Origin of the sequence: Acinetobacter terrae, from assembly GCF_002135195.1 — a bacterium.
Lineage (GTDB): Bacteria > Pseudomonadota > Gammaproteobacteria > Pseudomonadales > Moraxellaceae > Acinetobacter > Acinetobacter terrae.
Genome location: NZ_NEGF01000019.1, coordinates 12,986 through 34,013 on the forward strand (window position 1 = coordinate 12,986; position 21,028 = coordinate 34,013).

General features: G+C 34.9%; 21 protein-coding genes and 2 pseudogenes. 6 read left to right on the forward strand and 17 right to left on the reverse strand.

Annotated elements, in window-relative coordinates; translation table 11 throughout:
• Positions 1-78: 78 nt before the first annotated feature.
• The 5 genes from B9T23_RS15835 to B9T23_RS15855 all read right to left on the reverse strand — a co-directional run bounded on the left by B9T23_RS15835 (position 79) and on the right by B9T23_RS15855 (position 4,774).
• On the reverse strand, positions 79-861 hold the full coding sequence (locus B9T23_RS15835) for a hypothetical protein (RefSeq protein WP_086194759.1): 783 nt from the start codon (positions 859-861) through the stop codon (positions 79-81).
• Positions 862-1,074: 213 nt separating this feature from the next.
• Positions 1,075-1,641: a recombinase family protein gene (locus tag B9T23_RS15840; protein ID WP_086194760.1), complete on the reverse strand. Its 567-nt coding sequence runs from the start codon at positions 1,639-1,641 to the stop codon at positions 1,075-1,077.
• A gap of 725 nt (positions 1,642-2,366) precedes the next feature.
• Positions 2,367-3,296, reverse strand: coding sequence for a replication initiation protein (locus B9T23_RS15845; RefSeq protein WP_086194761.1), 930 nt, complete (start codon positions 3,294-3,296; stop codon positions 2,367-2,369).
• A gap of 537 nt (positions 3,297-3,833) precedes the next feature.
• Entirely contained in the window at positions 3,834-4,133 is a 300-nt protein-coding gene (locus B9T23_RS15850) for a hypothetical protein (protein WP_086194762.1), read from the reverse strand.
• Between the two features lie 2 nt (positions 4,134-4,135).
• Positions 4,136-4,774, reverse strand: a complete 639-nt coding sequence (locus B9T23_RS15855) for an AAA family ATPase (RefSeq protein ID WP_086194763.1) — start codon at positions 4,772-4,774, stop codon at positions 4,136-4,138.
• 399 nt (positions 4,775-5,173) lie between these two features.
• Between B9T23_RS15855 and repM the strand changes: the two genes are divergently transcribed.
• Positions 5,174-6,118: a replication initiation protein RepM gene (gene repM / locus B9T23_RS15860; RefSeq protein WP_086194764.1), complete on the forward strand. Its 945-nt coding sequence runs from the start codon at positions 5,174-5,176 to the stop codon at positions 6,116-6,118.
• A 21-nt stretch (positions 6,119-6,139) separates the two neighbouring features.
• Here repM and B9T23_RS17280 read toward each other — a convergent pair.
• Together B9T23_RS17280 and B9T23_RS15870 are read right to left on the reverse strand one after the other, a co-directional pair.
• Positions 6,140-6,730, reverse strand: a pseudogene (locus B9T23_RS17280) (IS3 family transposase); the annotation flags it as partial.
• A 597-nt stretch (positions 6,731-7,327) separates the two neighbouring features.
• Positions 7,328-7,642 (reverse strand): annotated as a pseudogene (locus tag B9T23_RS15870) (transposase); the annotation flags it as partial.
• Between the two features lie 820 nt (positions 7,643-8,462).
• On the opposite strand from B9T23_RS15870, the gene mobC reads away from it, so the two are divergent.
• A complete protein-coding gene (gene mobC, locus B9T23_RS15880) occupies positions 8,463-8,978 on the forward strand; it encodes a plasmid mobilization relaxosome protein MobC (protein WP_228145948.1) in 516 nt (171 codons plus the stop codon).
• 3 nt (positions 8,979-8,981) lie between these two features.
• On the forward strand, positions 8,982-11,297 hold the full coding sequence (locus tag B9T23_RS15885) for a relaxase/mobilization nuclease domain-containing protein (protein ID WP_086194767.1): 2,316 nt from the start codon (positions 8,982-8,984) through the stop codon (positions 11,295-11,297).
• Positions 11,298-11,345: 48 nt separating this feature from the next.
• Here the strand turns inward: B9T23_RS15885 and B9T23_RS15890 are convergent, their stop codons facing one another.
• A complete protein-coding gene (locus B9T23_RS15890; RefSeq protein WP_086194768.1) occupies positions 11,346-11,570 on the reverse strand; it encodes a helix-turn-helix domain-containing protein in 225 nt (74 codons plus the stop codon).
• Positions 11,571-11,775: 205 nt separating this feature from the next.
• Between B9T23_RS15890 and B9T23_RS15895 the strand changes: the two genes are divergently transcribed.
• Positions 11,776-12,030: a hypothetical protein gene (locus B9T23_RS15895; protein WP_086194769.1), complete on the forward strand. Its 255-nt coding sequence runs from the start codon at positions 11,776-11,778 to the stop codon at positions 12,028-12,030.
• A 279-nt stretch (positions 12,031-12,309) separates the two neighbouring features.
• Here the strand turns inward: B9T23_RS15895 and B9T23_RS15900 are convergent, their stop codons facing one another.
• The 3 genes from B9T23_RS15900 to B9T23_RS15910 all read right to left on the reverse strand — a co-directional run bounded on the left by B9T23_RS15900 (position 12,310) and on the right by B9T23_RS15910 (position 14,706).
• Positions 12,310-12,918, reverse strand: a complete 609-nt coding sequence (locus B9T23_RS15900) for an HAD family hydrolase (protein ID WP_086194770.1) — start codon at positions 12,916-12,918, stop codon at positions 12,310-12,312.
• A 107-nt stretch (positions 12,919-13,025) separates the two neighbouring features.
• Entirely contained in the window at positions 13,026-14,084 is a 1,059-nt protein-coding gene (locus tag B9T23_RS15905) for a nucleotidyl transferase AbiEii/AbiGii toxin family protein (protein WP_086194771.1), read from the reverse strand.
• Positions 14,077-14,706, reverse strand: a complete 630-nt coding sequence (locus B9T23_RS15910; protein WP_086194772.1) for a DUF6088 family protein — start codon at positions 14,704-14,706, stop codon at positions 14,077-14,079. Before B9T23_RS15910 ends, B9T23_RS15905 begins: the two co-directional genes overlap by 8 nt.
• 354 nt (positions 14,707-15,060) lie before the next feature.
• On the opposite strand from B9T23_RS15910, the gene B9T23_RS15915 reads away from it, so the two are divergent.
• The gene (locus B9T23_RS15915) at positions 15,061-15,414 is read left to right on the forward strand and encodes a helix-turn-helix transcriptional regulator (protein WP_086194773.1); all 354 of its coding nucleotides are present in this window, start codon (positions 15,061-15,063) and stop codon (positions 15,412-15,414) included.
• Between the two features lie 18 nt (positions 15,415-15,432).
• Here the strand turns inward: B9T23_RS15915 and B9T23_RS15920 are convergent, their stop codons facing one another.
• From B9T23_RS15920 to B9T23_RS15940, 4 genes are all read right to left on the reverse strand, one after another.
• The gene (locus B9T23_RS15920) at positions 15,433-15,657 is read right to left on the reverse strand and encodes a hypothetical protein (protein WP_228145949.1); all 225 of its coding nucleotides are present in this window, start codon (positions 15,655-15,657) and stop codon (positions 15,433-15,435) included.
• Positions 15,658-16,048: 391 nt separating this feature from the next.
• Positions 16,049-17,344 (reverse strand): Y-family DNA polymerase, encoded by a 1,296-nt coding sequence (locus B9T23_RS15930; RefSeq protein WP_086194775.1) that lies wholly within the window; start codon positions 17,342-17,344, stop codon positions 16,049-16,051.
• A 24-nt stretch (positions 17,345-17,368) separates the two neighbouring features.
• The gene (locus B9T23_RS15935; RefSeq protein ID WP_086194776.1) at positions 17,369-17,947 is read right to left on the reverse strand and encodes a LexA family protein; all 579 of its coding nucleotides are present in this window, start codon (positions 17,945-17,947) and stop codon (positions 17,369-17,371) included.
• A 201-nt stretch (positions 17,948-18,148) separates the two neighbouring features.
• A complete protein-coding gene (locus B9T23_RS15940; protein WP_228145952.1) occupies positions 18,149-18,292 on the reverse strand; it encodes a DUF3761 domain-containing protein in 144 nt (47 codons plus the stop codon).
• Between the two features lie 486 nt (positions 18,293-18,778).
• Here B9T23_RS15940 and B9T23_RS15950 point away from each other — a divergent pair, with 486 nt between their 5' ends.
• Complete coding sequence (locus tag B9T23_RS15950; protein WP_001067783.1) at positions 18,779-19,483, forward strand: IS6-like element IS1008 family transposase; 705 nt, start codon at positions 18,779-18,781, stop codon at positions 19,481-19,483.
• 206 nt (positions 19,484-19,689) lie between these two features.
• On the opposite strand, the gene B9T23_RS15955 is transcribed toward B9T23_RS15950, so the two are convergent.
• Together B9T23_RS15955 and B9T23_RS15960 are read right to left on the reverse strand one after the other, a co-directional pair.
• Positions 19,690-19,872 (reverse strand): hypothetical protein, encoded by a 183-nt coding sequence (locus B9T23_RS15955; protein ID WP_004281850.1) that lies wholly within the window; start codon positions 19,870-19,872, stop codon positions 19,690-19,692.
• 203 nt (positions 19,873-20,075) lie between these two features.
• Positions 20,076-20,975: a cation diffusion facilitator family transporter gene (locus tag B9T23_RS15960; RefSeq protein ID WP_016165559.1), complete on the reverse strand. Its 900-nt coding sequence runs from the start codon at positions 20,973-20,975 to the stop codon at positions 20,076-20,078.
• Positions 20,976-21,028: the final 53 nt, after the last annotated feature.

Sequence of the window (21,028 nt, forward strand, 5' to 3'; positions counted from 1 at the left end):
TATTATGCAATCATCGATTATTTTTAATTTATTTATTATAGTGGTACAAAGAATTTCAATTACAGGTGTTTGATAGCCTTATTTCTTTCGCCACTCTCTAGTTCCGCTTATTTGGGACATAACATCATTAAAATCAAAATTTGGATCTTGGTTCGGAGCATATTCTCCTCTATTATTTGCATATATAAAGCTTGGGCAATCACAGTTAGCTCCATTTTCCCCACAATCCATACATTCAGCACCACAGTAATCAATCATTCTATCTATGGCATCATAATTTTGATAATCATAAGCAAAGTGACCATACCCAGTACTGCCACAGATCCTTCCATTTATGAAATCATCTATATCCATTGCAGTGTTCAAGCCACAGTCGAAAATTGCGGAAATTGGTCTTAAAACTACTCTTGCATAGTCGAATCTATACAATGGCATATCAAAGAATACTTTCCCTTGATAGGACTTTAAACTATGGAAAGATAGATCACCATACAAACTAATCAGATCTATATATCTACTTTTCTTTAGCTCAACATGCTTGAATGAATTATTAATCGCATCTAATAGAGAAAACTTATTATTTATATGGCTACAGCCATCCACTGCATATCTTTGATCAAAATTCTTTACAAAACTTATTCTAGAAATTTTTACTTGTTTATTTGCAATAAACAACATGTAATCAATAGCATGTGCCAGAATGGCATTGAATGAAAATGCATGGTGCAACTTTATTTGATTATCATCTAATAAATCAAAAAATTCTTTAGAGGCTGGAATAAGAACATCGTTTAAATATGATAGTAAGTATCTTGCATCCTCTTCATTAGATAGTTTTTCATATCTTTCTATTGTTTCCATATCTCTCCTTTTAGTTAAGAACTAAAAAATCTAAAATCCATCTAAAATTAACATAATACTACTTATATGCAATTTTATTAAATTATCATATAAAATCAATAGGATAATTGATTGTGAAAAGCCCATTCATCCTCGAATGGGCTTTTTCATAGATTTATCACGTTCCACGATTTTCATAAGCTAAACTAAATATAGTCGCCAATTTCAATTGAGTTATTCACCGGCTTTTAAATAACGGTATACCGCCTGACGACTAATTCCAAATGCCTGACCTAATGCCATTTTTGAAGGATACTTCCCTTCCTTCCATGCTTGGCGTAAAGCTTCAGCCTGCTCAGGTTTCAATTTATGTACCCGACCTTTGTACTTCCCTTGAGCAGAGGCGAGTTTAATTCCTTCCTTTTGCCTTTCCAGAATGATTTCACGTTCAAATTGTGCAAAAGCACCCATCAGTTGCAGCATTAAATTATCCATCGGGGTGGATTGAGCAGTAAAAGTAATATTTTCTTTTACAAACTGGATGGCGATCCCTCGTTTGACCAGTTTATCTACTTCAGTGACCAAATCTTTCAGGCTTCGCGCAAAACGATCCATGGAATGAACAATCACCCTGTCCCCTTCCCGGACATAGTTCAACATTTCCTGGAATTTCGGTCGGTCGGTATTTTTACCCGAAGCTCGGTCAACAAAAATCCGGTCGAATTCAATTCCCTCAAGTTGACGTCCAGTATTTTGCTCGACCGAACTCACTCGGACATAACCCACTTTTTGACCTTTCACTATTTCACGCCCCAATTGGATAAAAATGAATAATTTCGTAAATTATAAATCTTTAATACTAAAGTTACATGTTACTTATGATTAAAAATCATTTAAATGGTACATGGTTTTACGAACTTTCAGATTGTAACTTTAGGGTATACTTCAAGTTTACAAAATTTTCTTTTACGAAGTATGCTTATAAGCTCCCATTGAGATTTTATTAGAGGATAATTTAATATGTGGCTGTCTGTGTCAGATATAATCGACTTTCAATAAATTTTCTAGTTATTATGTTTCATCTGCTTCTTAATTTCGGTTTGTAACATCAGCTCCATTAACTGATGATACTAAGGCTTGAGTCTGGATTTTTAGTTCCAAGCCAGTTATTAATTCGATTAAATATATATATTCAATTGCTGTTTTAATGGGTTTTCCAAGCTCTGAAATAATTTCACCAAAAACTCAGGATGTCTCAATCTGTATATTCCCTATTCCTCTCAATAGCTGAGTAGTTTTGCAATTCAGATATAGTCATTTCTGGAGTTTCGCTCGAAGCTAAGGCTTTCTACTATTCCAATACGTGTCTTTATATCCATGCTTTTCTCAGCTATGGCTATCGTAGACAGCTAAAAACGTGTTCAGTAATTTGCGTTTATAGTTCGTGAAAAAGCTTTCTTAGGCTATTTAGACTAAGAAAGCTAAAAATTTCTTATCTAACACTTTCAAAAATAGCTTATTTGATCTCATTCAGCTATATGTTTTCTACGGTAATATGTCGCTCGACTTATACCTTCGGTTTCCCATGGTTTTAAACTTCTCTCAGAAGATTGATTTGCACTTCTTCTCGATTTTTTCCCGCCGAGTTCACCTCTATTTTTCTGTCGAGCAATAAATGCAGCATAATATTTTTGATCATTTTTCAAGCAAAACAAGGATATGCTTTTTGCAATACAACGAATTTCACTCCGACTCAATGGATTAGAAAGTTTATTATTTAATTCATCACAATAATTTAAAACCGTATCCCTCCATAGCGAATCAGCAGTATTTCTATATTTTCTTATTTCAGAATAAGCCCAATTTCTGGCTATTTCAAAGATATAACAGTTTCGACCTATATTTTCTTTATGATCATTAACTATTCCATTATTGTATTTAAATTTTACGTCTGGATATTCAATATCCATTTTATCGACCAAGTCATTCAACTCATTCAAAAGATATGGTGTTTTACGTAATTGTGTGGTTCTCCATTCCGAAGAATGAGGATTTTTGGCTATTAGACCTACATAATTAAAGTCAGCGCTATAAATTAGCTTTAATTTTTTTAAAATATCTTTAGCAAATGAAATTGGTTTCAGTCTGCTTGTATTTCCAGTATGAACCGGTACAGCTAGCTCAAATAATATATGTGCTCTACCATTTTCTGTATTTTCTATAACAATATTTGGAAGTGGAATACCTATTTTTGAATAAAGAATCTCACTTAATGCTGCATCATAATCTAAGTCAAGTATTAAATAGTTCAATTGAAAGGGGCTATTAATCTGTATATATTTATAATCTATTGCATCTTTTTTTCGACGTATTATAAGACCATCGCTAAAACAATTGGTGCAATACGGTTTTGGCGGCAAATTTATATCTAGTCTATCTAACATCTCTTTCATCATAAATAATTTCAAACATTGTCTGAAAAACTTATCAAAAAAGAAATTTTAAAATTTCAATTCGTGAACTTTTGAAAATTTTCTAACTTATTTTAGACTTTCACATGTTGAGTTCAGAACGCGTCTGACACTTATTTAAATGCCTGAAATATTCAATCCAGACTTTTAATTTTAACAACAGTAAAGAATAAGAGCGGACAGCTTTTTATAAGCTTAGACAGCACAAAGGAGAACCTTCTTATAAATCTCTCAGACTATCATCCTGAGTTAGGCTTATTTAGTCTCAAAAATGGCCAATATTATTTTTCAAAATTACTTAAGACGATACATTAAATATCATTACCCTCTAAATTTTATTTAAGTTATTAAAATCTACTAAAAGGCTTTTAGAAACCATTTTATGAGAAAATGTTATGTAAGTTACTAAGGGAATTATTGCCTAATTATTTCTTTGCTGTTTTATGAGTTATTTAAATCTTCAAGAAAAATTTATATGAGATAAAGTTACGTAACAATCATAAGTTACGTAACTTAAATAAGTTATTGCGGAAGTTGTTGATTAACAATTTCTTTAATTTCTTCAGAGCTTTTTGAAGCCAAATTTTCTAATGCAATTCTAACGATACTTGATCTGCTAACACGAGCATTTTGACTTTTAACTACCAGTTCATCAATTAACTGATTAACTTCATCATTTAAAGAAAATGTACATCTAACAAATTTTTTCTCTTTGGTTTCTAAAGCTCTTACCCTTTTTTCCGCTCCAGATATGAAGACTTCTGCTAACTGATCTTCAGGAGATATTTCAACTTTCTTTTTTAAACCGTTTAATCCAGCCATGATTAAATTCCTAAAAATTCACTAGCAATATTTTTAATCTCTGCTTTTGCTTTTTGATCACTATTTACTTCAAAAACAGAAAGGCCATTTTCATCAGCATCATCATAGACATTTCTATTAGTCGTAATTGCATTTAGCGCATTTATACCAAATGATTTACATGCATCTTTCGCATCTAAAATTCGCTGAACTTGTGATGGCAACGTCGGACACTGTGTAATAATTGCTCTTGCAATCAAATCTGGATTGACTGTTTTAGCTAATTTTAAAACCTGTTCCATATGTGCTAATGTTTTTAAATCCCTACGCTTTGGTCTAAAAGGCAATAACATATGAGTAGCAATTGTCATTGCAGAACGTAAAGCTTCAGAATCTTGCCCACCAGCATCAATTACAATGTCCTGATATCTACCTTGCAGATCTTTGAGAACTGAACGGATATTACCTGAAGCTTGAACTGAAGGAATATCTTTTAATTCATCATTCTCATCACGTTCTTTTATCCAATCAGTTGTTGTTCCTTGAGGATCCGCATCTAATAAAAGAACATCTCTGTTTTTTGTTTGAAGGTATACTGCTAAATTTTGAGATAAGCAGCTTTTTCCAGCCCCACCTTTTTCACCACCAACTAATATAATCATGTTTTATGTAAGTTACGTAAGTTTATTAATTTAAGTAATGTAAAATGATTTCATGTAAAAATCAACTATCGAGCTAAACATTTAATTAAAAAGTTATCCACAAGTAATTCTTTTTTATTATTTTATATATTATTTTTTAAATTTATTCTTTATATGTCAGCTGTAACTATTGCTATCATTGAGATACAACGCATTAAAGTGGACAAATTCCTACCAATAAGTGGACAAATTCCTTTATCTAAGTGGACAAATTCCTTTATTTAAGTGGACAAATTCCTTTATCTAAGTAGACAAATTCCTTTCATAAGTGGACAAATTCTTTCCATGAAAAATACTTTCATTTATGGACGTTAAGTAGTATTGTCCATATATTGTTAATTAAAATTTTAGTACTGACATATGGGTAATGTAATTTATAAAGATAATAATTTAATTGAAGCTTCATATGCACTAAATCTTTCAGAACAAAGATTAATTTTAATAGCAATTCTTGCTGCCCGTGATATTGAGGAAGAATTAACGGCCGAAACTATGTTAACGATTCATGCCTCGGAGTATATGAAACAGTTCAAGCTCGGACGACAATCAGCATATGAAGCATTACAAGCAGCATGTGATAATTTGTTTGAACGTAGACTTAATTATAAAGCGATAGATCCTGTTACAGGAAAAAAAGGTGTTTATAAAAGTCGCTGGGTAACTAAAGTAGGTTATGTGAAAGAGGCTGCTTGTGTACAGTTGATATTTGCTCCTGATATCCTTCCTCTTTTCATTAAGCTTGAAGAAAAATTTACTAGATATGAACTTAAGCAAATTTCGCAACTTACCAGTGTGTACTCAATTCGATTGTACGAGCTTTTAATACGTTGGAGATCCACAGGTAAGCTGTATGTCCCTATAGCAGATCTTAGAGAAAAATTAGGCTTGCTAGAAGATGAATACCCTCAAATGGGAGATTTTAAAAAGCGCGTTCTAAAAGTGGCTATAGAACAAATCAATAAATTTACTGATATTGAAGTTACTTATACCCAGAAAAAAGAAGGTAGGACTATTACTGATATAGAGTTTACTTTTTTTGAAAAAGATACGGTTCTAAGACTCACTGATAAAGCTCCTGAAAATTTATATAAATTAACACCAAAACAGATTTCATATTTTGCACAAAAACTTTGTGATATTCATGACAATCCCGATTTTGGACGTGATTTTGGAAAGACAGGCGAAACACAAGAAGATTTTCAGGAAAGAATTGAAGCCGAATTAATAGATCAAGAGAATGTTAAAAAATATTTTTCACATCTATTACATGTTGGTTATAAACCAAAATATGGGAAGCAAAAATAGTTACTTATTTCTCCCAGTATCCTAGAGATGAGATAGACTCATTTTGAAGGGGCATATACCATCGAGATATGAATAGCCGCTGATTCGATTGTAAAACATCTTTATATAATCAAACATATTTGCACATTCCATTTCTTGTGTTTTATAGATCCTCTTTTTAATTCTTTCCATCTTTGAGCTACTAAAAAGGATTCAGCAACAGCTTTATTCATCGAGCAGTATACTGCACAAGGTGGCGACTCATACTCGGAACCAAATTATATTTTTGACGGAATTTCTGCCAGTCCTTGCTGCTATATTGTAAGCCTTGGTCTGAATCGTATGAGCCGCGTTCATTTTGTCTTACTGCCATGAGAAGTGCATTTAAAAGGATATTCTTGTTAAGTGTAGGTTTCGTTAAACAACCATGACTTTTATACTTTTTATATCCTCGAACAGCCACCATATCATTATTCTTTATGATCTTGAACACACGATTTGGTCTACAGCTTTCACCCAGCTCTTTCAGATCCAGCGATAACCATAAATCACATAACTCGCATCATAAGAAGAACGAATAAGCTGTAATAGCCGCTTATCTTCAATAGTTCTGCCTGATTTTGGTTTATGCAGCTAACCGTAATAGCTAGTAAGTTATATAAGATCCGAAATATTATACAATAATTACGTAATTTACATAACTTGTGATGCTTATGCAATCTGGATGTCTGGTAATCAATTCTGGATCATAAACCGCTAAACACAGCTGTTTAATGTTATGCAACTCTGCAATAGGTCAAATGTGACGAAAACGCGTACGTGTTTAGAGAGGCATAAGTGGACAAATTCCTGACAGTTAAATTACGCAAGTTTCATAACTTATGCTTCTTATGTAATCCGGATGCTGGGTAATCAATTCTTGAGCAGAAACAGCTTAATACTCATCTATAAAATGATAGAAGTCTTCACTTGATCAAATATGACAAAAATTTGTACTTTTTTTAAAGGTACAAAAGGTACAAAAGGTACATAAGTGGACAGATTCCTGACACATAAGTTATGTAACTTACATAACTTATGAAACATGGATAATCTAATAATTAAAAATATCGCTAAATAATGTATTTTAATGGTTAAAGGTTGATTACACGTAATTAATTTATCCAGAAGTGGAAAATATTTTATTCAGTTATAAGGGACTCTAAGATGCTCCCCAGAATGTGAGTATTCTTAAACCTCGTTAGGTTTTAAGAATAGCCTATGTGAATTTTTGATTTCCTGATTATAGCTTTTGAGTTCAAAATCCAATTTACAACGTTTCTTGGCTTTTAAAGGTAATAGTTTATTGGGATACACACTAGAAATCCTTTGATAACCTTTATCTGCAACGATAAAAGTCCCAAAAGGAATCTGCTTTAAATGACGTTTGAATAACTCGAAATCATGCACCGCACCACGACTCGTACATAAACTCAGTATTTGCTGAGTTTTATAGTGAATGATGACCTGTACTTTAAAGGTATGTGTCTTTTTCTTACCGCTATAGCTTTTGTTTTGTCTTTATATTGGCGTTTCTGTTGCGTCAACAATAACAACATTCCAGCCAATGCTTTTAAACTCTTCGGTAAATTAGAGAGATTCGGCTGCATCAAACAGTCTTCCACAAGGCGTACAACTCTTGAAGCTGCTGGCTCTGAGCCCCCTAACTGGTAGCAACATGAAATAAAATTCTCTATTCCAGCCAATAGCTCAGACAAACCAGAACTTAATCCTCCACGCTTAACTTTGGAGGTCTACCTTGAGTTGTAACATGCTTTTTTAACTGCTCAACCATCAAATAGAAGGTTGAGCATGAGCTGCCTGTGTAAAGGTTGAACTGAGGATCAGAAAGCTTTTTTGAATCGATGTATTTCATCCGTAGATTATGCACGATAGTTTTGAAATATAAGGAACAAATATAACTCAGAAAGAAGATCATTTTTTGATTTATGAAAGAGATTTAAAGAAAGTAAAAAACAATAGAATCAACGTCAAAATAAAAAAATTTTGATATCTTACTAAAAAAATTCATTTCAGTATCTTAAGTATATTTATTTGGTTGTTAGTCTTTTAGGTTAGTCAATATTTTTATCTCTAAATAATTTTAGAAAAAAATATATCGCTGTATCCATAAGTAGAAAAATTCAAAAACCTCACCAAACGTAATTTTTAATTTTTTTTTTTGCTAACGTCATATGAGTCCAAACAGGATTAAGCAAGCCTACCTGTAGCTACAGAAAAAACTGCTACGCACTCTTTTCTGTACCTCCAGGGCTTGTTAGGGGCGACCCCCTAAGACCCCAAAAACCACAAAATAATTGGCGTTATGACAATGGAAAAAGGCAAAAGAAGTATTACAAAACGACTGCGCTTTTTAGCGCTGCAGGCACAACAGCTTGACCAACTACTTATTAAACACGATGTGATTTTCACGGATTTTATCCATTGTCTGATTGCACAAGAATTTATGAAGAATCAGCACACGGTGCTAAAAGTAGTTGAATTACATCCCGAGCCTGAAATCAATAAGCGTCATCGTCGGCCAGAAAAAATCGTTCAGCGCCAGGGTTCAGATGCAGATCCAAAGTTGCTGCGGGAAATCGGTCAAATTGGCAACAACATCAATCAGATTGCTCGAGCACTGAACTACTTATGCAATGCTGATCGACAACAGCAACAGCGTTTTTCTTTTGTTGAATGTCTGCATGTTCTTCAGCGAATACAAGCTGAACTGCATGCTGTACTGGGTGAGCTACCTTGTATTCAGCGTTCAGAACAAGCAGTAAAGCGAGCACGTGACCGCGCTATCTCTGCTGTATTAGAAATAGAGAGTGAGGAATAAGGAATGCTCATCAAATTTTTAAAGCATGGTATCGGTGATCCAGCAAAAGCCGCATCATATGTTGTTGACGATAAAGATCATCTGAACCGGCCGCGAGCAGGAATCGAAGTCTTGAGAGGAGATCCTCAAACCTTTTCTGCATTAGCAATGAGCAGTCCGCATAAATATCGTTATACCTCTGCAGTGATTGCCTGGGCTCCAGAAGATTTACCATCAAGTCAGGATATCAAGGAAGTTCTGGATGCCTTTGAGCAGCATGCCTTTGCTGGTCTGGAACTGAATCAGTATCACATGACTGCCGTCATGCATGTTGAAGACAATGGTGCAAAGCATGTGCATATTCTGGTTCCGCGAATCGAACTCGAAACTGGAAAATCGCTCAATATCGCGCCACCGGGTCATTTGACGTACTTCGATGCTTTACGTGACTATTTTAACTACTCAAAAAATTGGGCGCGCCCGGATGACCCAGCAAGAGCAAAAGTATCGAAATTACCCCATCATCTGCATTTACAAAGTGCAGCTGCGTTGCGTGCCGGCTTTGCAGGAAAGTCTAGAGTGCACCGGATCAGCATGATTGAAAAATATGTGACGTTTCGGATAGAACTTGGCTTCATCCGGGACCGAAAATCCATGCTTGAAGCACTGAGTGAAATCGGACAGATCACGAGAACAGGCGAAAAATACATCTCGCTTAAAACAGAAGGTAATCCAACGGATCGATTAAAAGGACTGATTTACAGTGAACAATTTACAATCCAAGATTTCAGCAATGATCGAAACGGAGAAACAGCTGATAGACGAGCAACAGCAACAGCAGAAAGCATTTCAGCAGAGCATAGAAAAATCGCGCAACCAGATCTTAACGACATTGAAGCTTTGCGAAACAAACGTGCAGAATACAACAGAAAAACTTATGCAAAGCCTGGACGAAGCAGCGAAGAATCTGGGATTGGTATCGGAGCAGAGCTTAGAAGTCGCCAAAATATTGCACAGTCAAACACACGAGATCAGCCAGCTGCAAGTCGAGCTGGAAATAGAGAAAAAAGAAATGATCTTATTAAAAAACCGACTGGGGCAAGAACAGAAAAGACGGCAACAGCAGATAGACGTTATAAAGTCCCAAACAACTCAAAATTTGGAGCAAATCAGCCAGCAGCTACATTTCATGAAAAATCTGCAGTTTTTCGTTATGAGTTCTATGGCTTTGGGCTTGCTTTTAATCATATATATCCTGGTGAAATAAATGATCAGTACAGAATTAGAAGTATTAAAAAAACAACAGACAGCGTTGTTGCAGCTAGAGATTTCGAATCTGAAAAAGCAAATGAAAGAGCAGCAGAATATCGAAGACTCATTGAGCACAACAATCAGCTTGCAGCAAAATTATCAAGAAAGATTGACCATGCAGATCTCGCTATTAGAGAAAGAATTGCAGAGCAAAAACACATTGATCAGCTCGTTTCAGACCGTATTGTTGAGCGAGATACCCGGTCCCGACTTGAACGATTTTATGCAAAGCTTAAAGCCAATCTTATTGGAGCGGCTGAACAAGTCCTTGACCTCATTGGATATAGAAAGCCTGGTGAACAGCCAAGTAGAAGTCGCCCTCCAGCCACATTTAGCGAATCTATTAAAGCTGGAATTAATCGACTGGCAGGCTTTGCAAAAACCCGAAGAAACGACAGAAGCCATGCTTCGAAACGCGCTGCAGAATGTCAAAGGCTTGCAAGTGGATTTGACGGATTTTGTCAAGCAACTCAGAAGATAAAGCTCAGTATCAAAAGATTCAAATTTCCTGAAAAGTCCTTATTCGATCATATACATGCACTACAGCAAAGCGTAGATGTTGCGTCACTTTATCAAGCTGAAAAAAGTGCTCAAACGGCAGATCACCATTTGAAATATGCCTTCACTGAGATAAAAAATATTTCCTGGACACAGGATAAACAGCCGGTCATCAGTATTGAGTATCCGCATTGGATACAGAACTGTGCCGGAGAAATACAGAACAATCTAAATGAGCTAAAAAAGGAAGACTATGTACATGTTTATGGATTTATAGACACTGTGAATAAATACGAAGAAATGATGAACTTAAGCCATCCTGATTTCTATTTAAATAATCACCATCATTTAATTAAAGAAAAAGTTAATGAGATTCTGGATGATCTAAAGCTGAATACCCAGCAAATGGAATTTAAAAAAGGATTTACTTGGAGTACAGAATTGGAAGAAAAATTTGGCTATGCAGTACCAGCGTCTAAACCAGTACCACGGCCTTCCAAATCTGACAGTACGCCTGGCCTTGATCTTTAATTTATAGACTAAAAAACTAGCCATCTAAAATGGTGGCTATTCAAATTCTTAAGCTGAAGGTTCATCTTCATTATATGAATATTCAAATAAGTCATTCATTGTGCAATTGAAGTACCGACATAACTTATCAGCGACAGATAATTCTATCCGAATCGCTCTATCGTAATAGAGAGCAGTCAGTGTATTTCGATTGATGCCAGTGGCATGAACTACGTCACTGAGTTTCAAGATTTTACGGTCGCCCATTAATGACGATAACTTGCAGTTAATCATAATGTCTTCAATTTTAAAAAAATAACCTTCTATAGGTTATTTTTTATTGCAAAAGTGGATGCTCTTTGGTAAATTATAACTTGCAGTAGGTTATAATTTATCTTTGTAGGTAGATTTAACCTGAATTCTTAAATTATACATGGTGAAGCGGCTAAATTAAAGTTTCAGCGATCTTTACCTTTATTTATAGATTTTGGAGCAAACTATGCTTTATAAACAAGAACTTTGGATCAGTGAACAAACAAAACAAATTGGGCGTCAGTTATTAAAAGAACTTAATATACAACGAGGTTACGGCATTGCTGAATTTTTAGCTGTAAACCAATGTTACGACAACCAGCAAGCGTTTTTAGTCTGGCTTGATCAGCAGTTTGCTAAGCATCCGGATGAAGTAGAGATCGAGAAAATTAAACAGAATTTTTTTGAACATTTTCCAGAGTCCTACTATAACTTGTGCTAACCAGTGCATGTCGATAGATCAGGGAGCTTGAGCTCCCTTTGTTCATTCAGAATAAAAATTTTTAAAAAATATGAGAGTTCACCCTTCTCAAACATCATTTTTTAAGTACGATATATTGTACTTAACTGCTGTTTTAAAGGGTTAAGTACAAGATACTGTACTTAACATAAAGAGAAAAATTATCTTTTTAATCACAAATTCAACAGCTTTATAATTTTATAGTCAATCTTGTCTTGCTGTTATTAAGGATGTCTTATTCCTCTAAAAAATTGAAAATCATTAGAGCAAATCAGCAAGAATATCTGAAATTTTTTGTCCTTTTTTACGATCAATTAATCTCGCTGACATGCCAAATGCCATGGGTCCCGTTACATCAGCTAAGGGAGTATCTCCTATAAACAAAACCTCTTTCGGATGACAATTCAGCTGGTCAATGAGGTATTGATAAATTTCAGGTTCTGGTTTGATACTTCCCACTTCATAACTCCAGGCATAGGCTTCTAGGTCGGGAAGTATTGAAAATACAGCTTCACCATAGGGTTTAGCCAGATTAGAGCAAAGCGCTAATCTAAAGCCAGATTGCTTTAATTTTTCTAAAGTTGAAATCGTATCTTCGTATAGAGTCATCGCTTGCAGGTCATCACTTAAGTCCTCGTTCAATTCCAGAAGGAGGGGAGCAGGAATATCTTTCCCAAATCGGTCCGCTACTTCTGTAAACCCTCCAAATGTAGACATGATTACGGCAGCATCATCACAAGCAGGTCTTCGACCTTGATCTTTTAACCATTTCATTAATTTTTTATAGGGGGAACGTTTCGGTTCTGCTTTGATCAGAGTACCGAATACATCAAAAACAATGACCTTGAAATTATTAGGGTTATTTAGCATATAAGTAATTCTTTAGGTTATCGTTTACTACTCATAAGTACCTTGTTCATTAGCCATTCTAGCTAGCCAAACCATCTCTATAAAAGTAGTGGCTATTTAATAAGAGATTAAGACTGTTTTTTAATCAAATAATCCTGGATGGTTTCATTGACTTTCGCTTCGATTTCTTTAACTGAACTCATCATTTCATCAAATGTCATTGTTGAGTTATAAAGCATTTTGGCATCTCTCATTTTATCGAAATCATATGCTAAGAGAGCAATACTGTTCTGATTTGGAGTAAGTAAGACCCCCCCCTTTAAGCATTGATCATAATGTGCATAGGATGCATTAAAGAAAGTACTTTTTAATGCGACAACATCGTTCAATAAATCAATATTGTTAATAGCTTTTTGGCCAATTGAATGATTCCAAAAAGCTACAAGATCAAACCAGTGGCGTGATAAGCGTTCAGCACTTTCTCTTACACCTCGATGGCACTCTACATGAATTAATGTGGCTTTTTCCCAAAAAGTTCTCTCTGGTGAAAGAACAGTTATATTGCTACTTGGAAATTCAAAGCTATCAAACATATCTGCAATATAAGGCTTAACAACTTTTTGTTCATTTGGATCAATAATATTACGGCCACCAAATTCAATGAGCACGTACTCAAGCATGTATTTATGTTTATTCTCTTTCACCACAGAGGGGAAAATGAAGTGTAAACATTCACCACTTTCATCAACTTTAATTTCAAATAGTTCACTTCGAGGTAAATCAGTGACTAATTGACGAAGATAAGGTGCTACCACATCTTCAGCATATGATTTAACTTCTAGTTTTAGACCTGCTTCTAGACGCTTCCGTACACTTCGTCCTAATTGTTCAGGAACTGTTTTTTCTTCATTTAGCCCTAAGTCTAAGAATGCCTTGAATTGTCGATAGTCCAAGGTAATATCAATATCTTCAGAAAAACGGTCGATAATGTTATAAACCTTTGATAAAGATGTACCTCCTTTAAAGGCCATTTTTAAACATTCTGGCATTTCAAATAACTGTTTTAAAACCCAACAGACCCAAATATCTTTTTCTGCTATGCGTAAGTCTTTTTGAGCTTCTTCAGCATAAGCCTGAAGAATCTGGAGCTGATCTTTAACATTAAGATTTAGGAACTTTTTAAGCATATTCTTCTGCCGTTTTTAGTGCTTTTTGCATCCAACTTACAAGTTTTGCTTTACGGAGCTGATTGAATTCTCGTTCAGTTAGACGGTTTTTAATCTGATAAATAACTTTTTCATTTACAATGTTTTTACCGAGGTAGTACATAGCTGAAATAGCTAGTCCTACATTGGTTCCAGAATATTGAAGTAATTTAGCGTTATTCGTATGAGCGAAATATACTTTAGTACCTGCAATCTCGATCTCTCTCGTTATGCCATTCGTATGAAATACTTTGTACATAGGCATTTGAGTACTTAAGCCTAATCTATTCGCTGCTGCTGCACCATGTAATTGGATTTTTTCCTTGTTTTTAGCGGTAATGATTTTTATGGTTTCATCGATGTCTGGAGGCATTTGTTTGCCATTTAAAATTTTACTTATTACCGGTTTGTAATAAATTCCGTTTTGGATACGGTTAATAAGCCCTTCCTCTGCCAGACGAGATAGGCTACGTTGAATGGTTTGGCGTGAACTAGACTCCACTTTGATAGTGTCTATAGAAAAAACACGCCCACGGTTAAACTTTGCAATTTGGTGTCTTATATTTCCAGTAACAGTGGGTTGTACTTGAGCTGTACTTGTCATAGAAATCTCCAATTTACATATAAAAATTGTACAATATTTTCAGACAAATTAATATTGAATAACTCGTATAATTTCAGACATAAAATTTGTGAATATCAGTGAAAAATTATAAATTTATAATGTACATTCAGATCTATTTATTTATTTTTATTTCCTGAAATCCACATAATACACATTTTGCCAAAAACTCGAATGAGGAGCCTTTTTATCTCTTACCTCATATAAAATCTCTTATGCGAAGCTACAAAAAATGAAAGTCTATAATTGAACGGACTGAGAGGGGCTTAAGTGTTGATCTATGAAAAATTATCTTATAGCTTAAGTACATACTATATATAAAAAAAGGTACCCTAAATGCATATTAAATATAGTGATATGCCTCGCGTCATTGTGCAAGAACTTGGTAGTCGTTTAAAACGGGCACGACTAAATAAAAATTTAACACAGAGTGAAGTAGCAGAAAAATCAGGAGTAGAGCGCCGAACTGTAATCAATGCAGAAAAAGGTAAGGTAACTCTTGAAGATTTTGTCATAATTATGGATGCTCTAGGAATGATTGAGCATTTAAATAGCTTTATGCCACCACAATTGATCTCTCCAATTCAGCTTCATAAAATGCGCGGTAAAGTACGTAAACGTGCATCAGGAAATAACAAACAATCCAATAAAGTTCAGAAAGCTAAAGAAGAAAAAGATTTAGGATGGTAAGAAATATAAATTCCCTTATTATTCAACACTCAGATCTTTTAATCCTAAAGAACGGATGTTATCTAAAGCTGATTTAATTGCTTTTTCTGCACATTCAGCTTCTCTACAGAATTCTAAATACACAGTATTATTGAAACTGCATAGCAATGCATCATCACAACCGGCTTCAAAAAACTGATTTTCAATTTCTGATAGGTCAGAGGGAGCATCACCTACGACAACAGTAAATTGATAAGTATTCATAGTTACTCTCCATTACATTGCTTAACTTTTTGAAGGATCTGCTTTGGATTTATTCTTTAAGGTGTTTCAAACACTCATCTAATGTTCAGAATGGCCAAGTAGGCATTTTAATCGATATTATTAAGTTATCTCACCTATAGAAAATTTAGTTTGTACTAACTCTTTTTAGCTTCCTCAAAATTTAACGGTGCACGCCATAAGTCATTATAAGTCCAATCGGTGTCCGGAATACGCCAAATTTCAACCGGTATTCTATCTCGGTCTGTGGCATATAGATAAATGCATAGATTACTTATATGTATGAAACTCATCGAACTATCCCCAATAAGTTTCCCCAATATGCACTCAAGATTTTTTTCGAACAAGCCTACAAAGACGTACATTATGTTGATTAAGACACGACTAGAAGTTGATCCCATTTGAAGTAATTTTGGGTAAGTTGGTTCCGTGACATATTCCATATTCTGTTTGGCAGCATACTGGCTCCCAGTGCTAACGTTTTCTTACCAAACCTGCTATGAATATCATCCAGTGAATCCATAAGCCTATTACTTAACTCAACCTTATTCATGTCTGTGAACAGGTCATATATATGACTATCTTTAGGTTCAAGACAGGTCAGAATGACACCACCTTTCTTAAAGGCAATGTCCTTTTGATGTAATCCATCTATCATGGCTGTAGCGATTTTAGAGAGCAGTAAGCTACTGTCTGATGGTTCCGGTAGGGCAAATGATAAAGACTTATTATAGAATGGTTTAGAGCTGTCAAAAGGATTGGATTGTATAAATCCAATAATACAGCCACACAATAAATTTTCATTCCTCAAACGGCTAACCGCATCCTGTACATAGAGTGTCATTGCTTCTTTAAGATCATCACTGTGATAGACCTTTTGGCCAAAGGACCGACTTGCAATGATCTGTTTTTTTGCTTGAGGACTCTGTTCAATCTCGATGCAAGAAACGCCCTGTAACTCTAATAGCGTTCGGTGCATGACAACAGAGAACTGATCTCTAATCATTAAAGGTGAGGCACAGACTAAATCCAAAACTGAAGTAATTCCCATACTATTTAGTTTTTTCGCATGTTTTCTACCTATCCCCCATACTTCACCCACTTCAATAGCTTGATATAAACTTTCAGTCGAGCAATAGTCCATCGACATCAGGTTACAGACATCTTTTAGATAACTATTCTTCTTGGCAATATGGTTAGCAATTTTTGCTTCAGTTTTACTACGCCCAATGCCAATACAAGCCGGTAAACCCAGCCAAAGTAATAGACGATCTAGGATTGTGTGGGCATATTCAGTTAAATCATAGTTTGATGCATAAGCTGTCAGGTCTAGGAAGCATTCATCTATAGAATAGATTTCTTGCTCTTGAGGTGTGACAAAGTCAGAAAGTACCTTCATAAAGCGACGAGACATCTCAGCATACAGTGCATAGTTACTGGAAAGAACTTGGACTTTATGTTGCTCTACCATGTCCTTAATTTGAAAGAGGGGAACGCCCATCTTGATACCTAAGTCTTTGGCTTCCTGCGAACGAGCTACAGCACAGCCATCATTATTAGAAAGGATAATAACAGGCTTGTTATTTAGGCTTGGATTAAAGACACGTTCACAACTCACATAACAGTTATTGATGTCTACCAAAGCAAATATCTTGTTTTGACTTTCCATGTAAATAAAACCAATAGATTATAATTATTTATGTTTTCTGAATGGTTTTATGACAAAAGTCACTACGCCCCAAATCACCATTTCTTGACCATCTTTAAGATGAATATCGGAATAATCGGGATTTTCTGCTTTAAGCCAACATTTATCACCTTCAAACATTAGTCGCTTGACCGTGAACTCATTATCGATCAGGGCAATAACAATATCTTCATGCTTTGCTTCAAGACTACGATCAACTAAAAGCTCATCATCAATTTCAATGCCCGCATCACGCATGGAAAGGGAAGCAACTTTGACAACGAATGTAGCCGCCTCGTTTTTTATGAGATGTTCATTCATATCTAAAGTGTTATCAATGTAATCTTGCGCAGGAGAGGGGAAGCCAGCAGCTACTTTTTCAGAAGCCAATGGAATTTGCATAAAAGTTGAAGCATTAACGAGAGTAATAGATGCAATATCATTAAAAGCGGGCTTTTTGCTATCTGCTAAGAAATGTTTAATCTCTACAATACGCGATACTGGAACTCGCATGGTCTTGGTAGGTTCATTGTAGTTAGGCTTGCGACCAGATCCTTCCCGACTACCACCCCTATTTTCACTCATTCTAATCACCTTTGATTTCGTCACAAAACCAAATGGTAATCTTTAAGTCATTGGTAAGACAATAAAATTATGATGAATGGTTTTTAAATAAACGTGGCAATAATTTCTAGTTATATTCTTAATAGTTATCCAGAATTCAATTTAGTATTTTAAGATTGGATACTCTATTTGGGCTTGGACTTAAATTTAGTGTAAGAGATTTTATGTTAAATACGCTGAAGCCAGACAGTTACACCACCATGAAGAGCAAGTTCCTCTACTACTCTGGCTAAAAGACCATGTACGATCCCTACATTTTGCTGTTGCACCAGATGGTTGTTTATTTCTGCGTTGTAAAAAGAACAGCTAAAATTGTATTTTTTGTCCGTGTATAAGATACATAATTTTGTACTTTATGTATGAAAAAGCCATGTAAGGTACAAAATTATGTATCTTACGAAACGGTAATATTCAACTTTTCAATTGATTTAATGAAGAAGCTTTTTTCTCAAGCCGTTTTTAATTTTTTCTAGGTTTCTTTGGTTAATGTGCTGTCCAAAGCTAAATGACTGTCATGAATTCCACTCTATAATTTATAAATAATTGATTTTAAATACTTAAAATCATGAGCTCTTCGCATTTTTTTAATTTTCTAGCTTTTATAGCCCTGTAAAAAATATGATATAAAGTCAAAAATTCCACTTTTATACCCTAAGTTATTGTTTCTATTGACTGTCAAAAAATTACACATAATTTCATAAGCATTTGATTTGGCTATCGTCAAAGTTGGGCACTGTTGCAAATAGGCTGACATGATAAGCTAAATATCTTATTTATTTCGAGATACAGCAGATGAATCCCTTCCACGGTCGGCACTTTCAAGGTGAAATCATTCTTTGGGCTGTTCGTTGGTATTGTAAATATGGCATCAGCTATCGTGAACTTCAAGAAATGCTCGCTGAGCGAGGCATCAATGTGGATCACAGTACAATTTATCGTTGGGTTCAGCGTTATGCTCCAGAAATGGAAAAACGGTTACGCTGGTATTGGCGTAATCCTACAGATTTACATTCATGGCATATGGATGAGACTTATATCAAAGTGAAGGGGCGATGGACTTACCTGTATCGCGCAGTTGATCAACGTGGTCATACGATTGACTTTTACCTTTCCGCTAGACGGAACAGTAAATCAGCCTATAGTTTTCTAGGAAAGATCTTCAATACGGTGAAAAAATGGCAAATTCCACGGGTCATCAATACAGATAAAGCAGCGACCTATGGCCATGCTTTATCACGATTAAAGCGAGAAGGAAAATGTCCAGTAGATATTGAGCACAGGCAAATTAAGTATAAAAATAATGTCATTGAATGTGATCATGGTAAGTTAAAGCGAATCATCAGAGCCACATTAGGATTCAAATCTATGAAGACGGCTTATGCCACAATTAAAGGTATTGAAGTCATGCGTGCACTACGTAAAGGACAAGCATCGTCATTTTATTATGGTCAGCCTCAGGGTGAAGTGTGTCTAATCAACAGGGTTTTCGGTCTCTAAGCACTTTTTAAAGGGAACTTCATCGACTCAAATCTCTATTTGCAACAGTGCCCATTGAAATGGGATTAAAAAAAAATACTTTATTTTTAATATTATGATTATATGTAGTTCAACTAATGGTGTGATAGGTTTTAGTTATAAACTTATTCATTCAGGAATTATATTGCTGAATGAATAAGTCTAATTGATTTATTTATGCAACCCAACTATTCATTTGATTCATTTGATTCATTATTTTTAACTTGTTTTTGTTTAGAATTTTCAACTTTAGAAGCTTTTAAATTTTTTTCAAGAAATAACAATCCGCCATCTGCATAACTAAAACTTGCGATACTAAAGAATGCACTAATTAACAGTAATTTAGTACAAAATTTATTTTTGAATAGCATGTTTATTTACTCTCATTTAATACTTGTTAGATATTCTAACTTTAAAGAATTAACACCCAGAGGACTCATAAATTACATTCTTGTAATTTTAAAATGTCTCAGGATGGTGTTTAAAGTGCGTGTGATAAATAGAAGTGTAATACAGGAAAATGGTAAGGTTTATCAGCCTAGTCATCTGTCCATTATGTAGAAAGAGCAGCACTTTAATGTTTATGCTGTTCCAATGTATTACATTCCGTACTTTCTATTTGTAACGTAATTTCAGTAATACTATGATTATGTTTTAGAACGTCTAAGGCCTTTTGATAGAGCTGATCTGGATCGCTATTAGGAGCAACTAAATGAGCAGTTAAATGAATGTTTTTTGAAGATATAGCCCAGACTTTCAACTGATGAATCCCTTCAACACCCTCTAGCATCAATAAATCATTTCTTAACGACTCAATATCAATCTCATCAGGAACCCCTTCAAGCAAAATATGGATACTTTGTTTTAATAAAACCCAAGTTCGAGGTAAGACCCAGAAGCCAATTAACACAGCGATTAAGGTATCTACCCACATCCACTGGGTAAAATAAATGACCACTCCTCCGATAATCACGCCTATCGATCCCAGTGCATCACTAAGAACTTCTAAATATGCGCCTTTCACATTTAGACTTCCTTCAGCACTCGCAGAAAGGATTTTCATTGAAATCAAATTTATGACCAAACCAATGACTGCGACAATCATCATTCCAATACTTTGAATTTCAGCAGGATTCGTAAAACGTTGGTAAGCTTCATAGACAATATATATCGCCACCACAAAAAGCATCACCGCATTAAACAGAGCCGCTAAAATTTCGAATCGCTGATAGCCAAAAGTTCTTTTATCATCTGCGGCTTTTTTACCAATTTTGATAGCAGCAAGAGCAATAGCTAATGCGGCTACATCAGTAAACATGTGAGCGGCATCAGACAGTAATGCTAAACTTTGGGTAATAAAAGCAGCGACAACTTCTACTATTAAAAAAGTAGTCGTTAAACCCAAAGCAAACATTAATTTCTTACTATTTCCTTCAGTAACAACCGCATGGCTATGATCATGATGTTCTGACATAAAATTTTCCTTATTCAATCCATGATTAGCAGAGATACTTGAGACAGACCCAA

What these genes read in the sequence shown, in the direction of transcription:
- B9T23_RS15835 (WP_086194759.1), bottom strand. Translation starts at nt 861, where the DNA reads ATGGAAACAATAGAAAGATATGAAAAACTATCTAATGAAGAGGATGCA.
- B9T23_RS15890 (WP_086194768.1), bottom strand. Translation starts at nt 11,570, where the DNA reads ATGATTAACTGCAAGTTATCGTCATTAATGGGCGACCGTAAAATCTTG.
- B9T23_RS15900 (WP_086194770.1), bottom strand. Translation starts at nt 12,918, where the DNA reads ATGCTAAATAACCCTAATAATTTCAAGGTCATTGTTTTTGATGTATTC.
- B9T23_RS15845 (WP_086194761.1), bottom strand. Translation starts at nt 3,296, where the DNA reads ATGATGAAAGAGATGTTAGATAGACTAGATATAAATTTGCCGCCAAAA.
- B9T23_RS15855 (WP_086194763.1), bottom strand. Translation starts at nt 4,774, where the DNA reads ATGATTATATTAGTTGGTGGTGAAAAAGGTGGGGCTGGAAAAAGCTGC.
- B9T23_RS15950 (WP_001067783.1), top strand. Translation starts at nt 18,779, where the DNA reads ATGAATCCCTTCCACGGTCGGCACTTTCAAGGTGAAATCATTCTTTGG.
- B9T23_RS15885 (WP_086194767.1), top strand. Translation starts at nt 8,982, where the DNA reads ATGCTCATCAAATTTTTAAAGCATGGTATCGGTGATCCAGCAAAAGCC.
- mobC (WP_228145948.1), top strand. Translation starts at nt 8,463, where the DNA reads ATGACAATGGAAAAAGGCAAAAGAAGTATTACAAAACGACTGCGCTTT.
- B9T23_RS15920 (WP_228145949.1), bottom strand. Translation starts at nt 15,657, where the DNA reads ATGAATACTTATCAATTTACTGTTGTCGTAGGTGATGCTCCCTCTGAC.
- B9T23_RS15960 (WP_016165559.1), bottom strand. Translation starts at nt 20,975, where the DNA reads ATGTCAGAACATCATGATCATAGCCATGCGGTTGTTACTGAAGGAAAT.
- B9T23_RS15905 (WP_086194771.1), bottom strand. Translation starts at nt 14,084, where the DNA reads ATGCTTAAAAAGTTCCTAAATCTTAATGTTAAAGATCAGCTCCAGATT.
- B9T23_RS15930 (WP_086194775.1), bottom strand. Translation starts at nt 17,344, where the DNA reads ATGGAAAGTCAAAACAAGATATTTGCTTTGGTAGACATCAATAACTGT.
- B9T23_RS15895 (WP_086194769.1), top strand. Translation starts at nt 11,776, where the DNA reads ATGCTTTATAAACAAGAACTTTGGATCAGTGAACAAACAAAACAAATT.
- B9T23_RS15850 (WP_086194762.1), bottom strand. Translation starts at nt 4,133, where the DNA reads ATGGCTGGATTAAACGGTTTAAAAAAGAAAGTTGAAATATCTCCTGAA.
- B9T23_RS15910 (WP_086194772.1), bottom strand. Translation starts at nt 14,706, where the DNA reads ATGACAAGTACAGCTCAAGTACAACCCACTGTTACTGGAAATATAAGA.
- B9T23_RS15955 (WP_004281850.1), bottom strand. Translation starts at nt 19,872, where the DNA reads ATGCTATTCAAAAATAAATTTTGTACTAAATTACTGTTAATTAGTGCA.
- B9T23_RS15915 (WP_086194773.1), top strand. Translation starts at nt 15,061, where the DNA reads ATGCATATTAAATATAGTGATATGCCTCGCGTCATTGTGCAAGAACTT.
- B9T23_RS15935 (WP_086194776.1), bottom strand. Translation starts at nt 17,947, where the DNA reads ATGAGTGAAAATAGGGGTGGTAGTCGGGAAGGATCTGGTCGCAAGCCT.
- repM (WP_086194764.1), top strand. Translation starts at nt 5,174, where the DNA reads ATGGGTAATGTAATTTATAAAGATAATAATTTAATTGAAGCTTCATAT.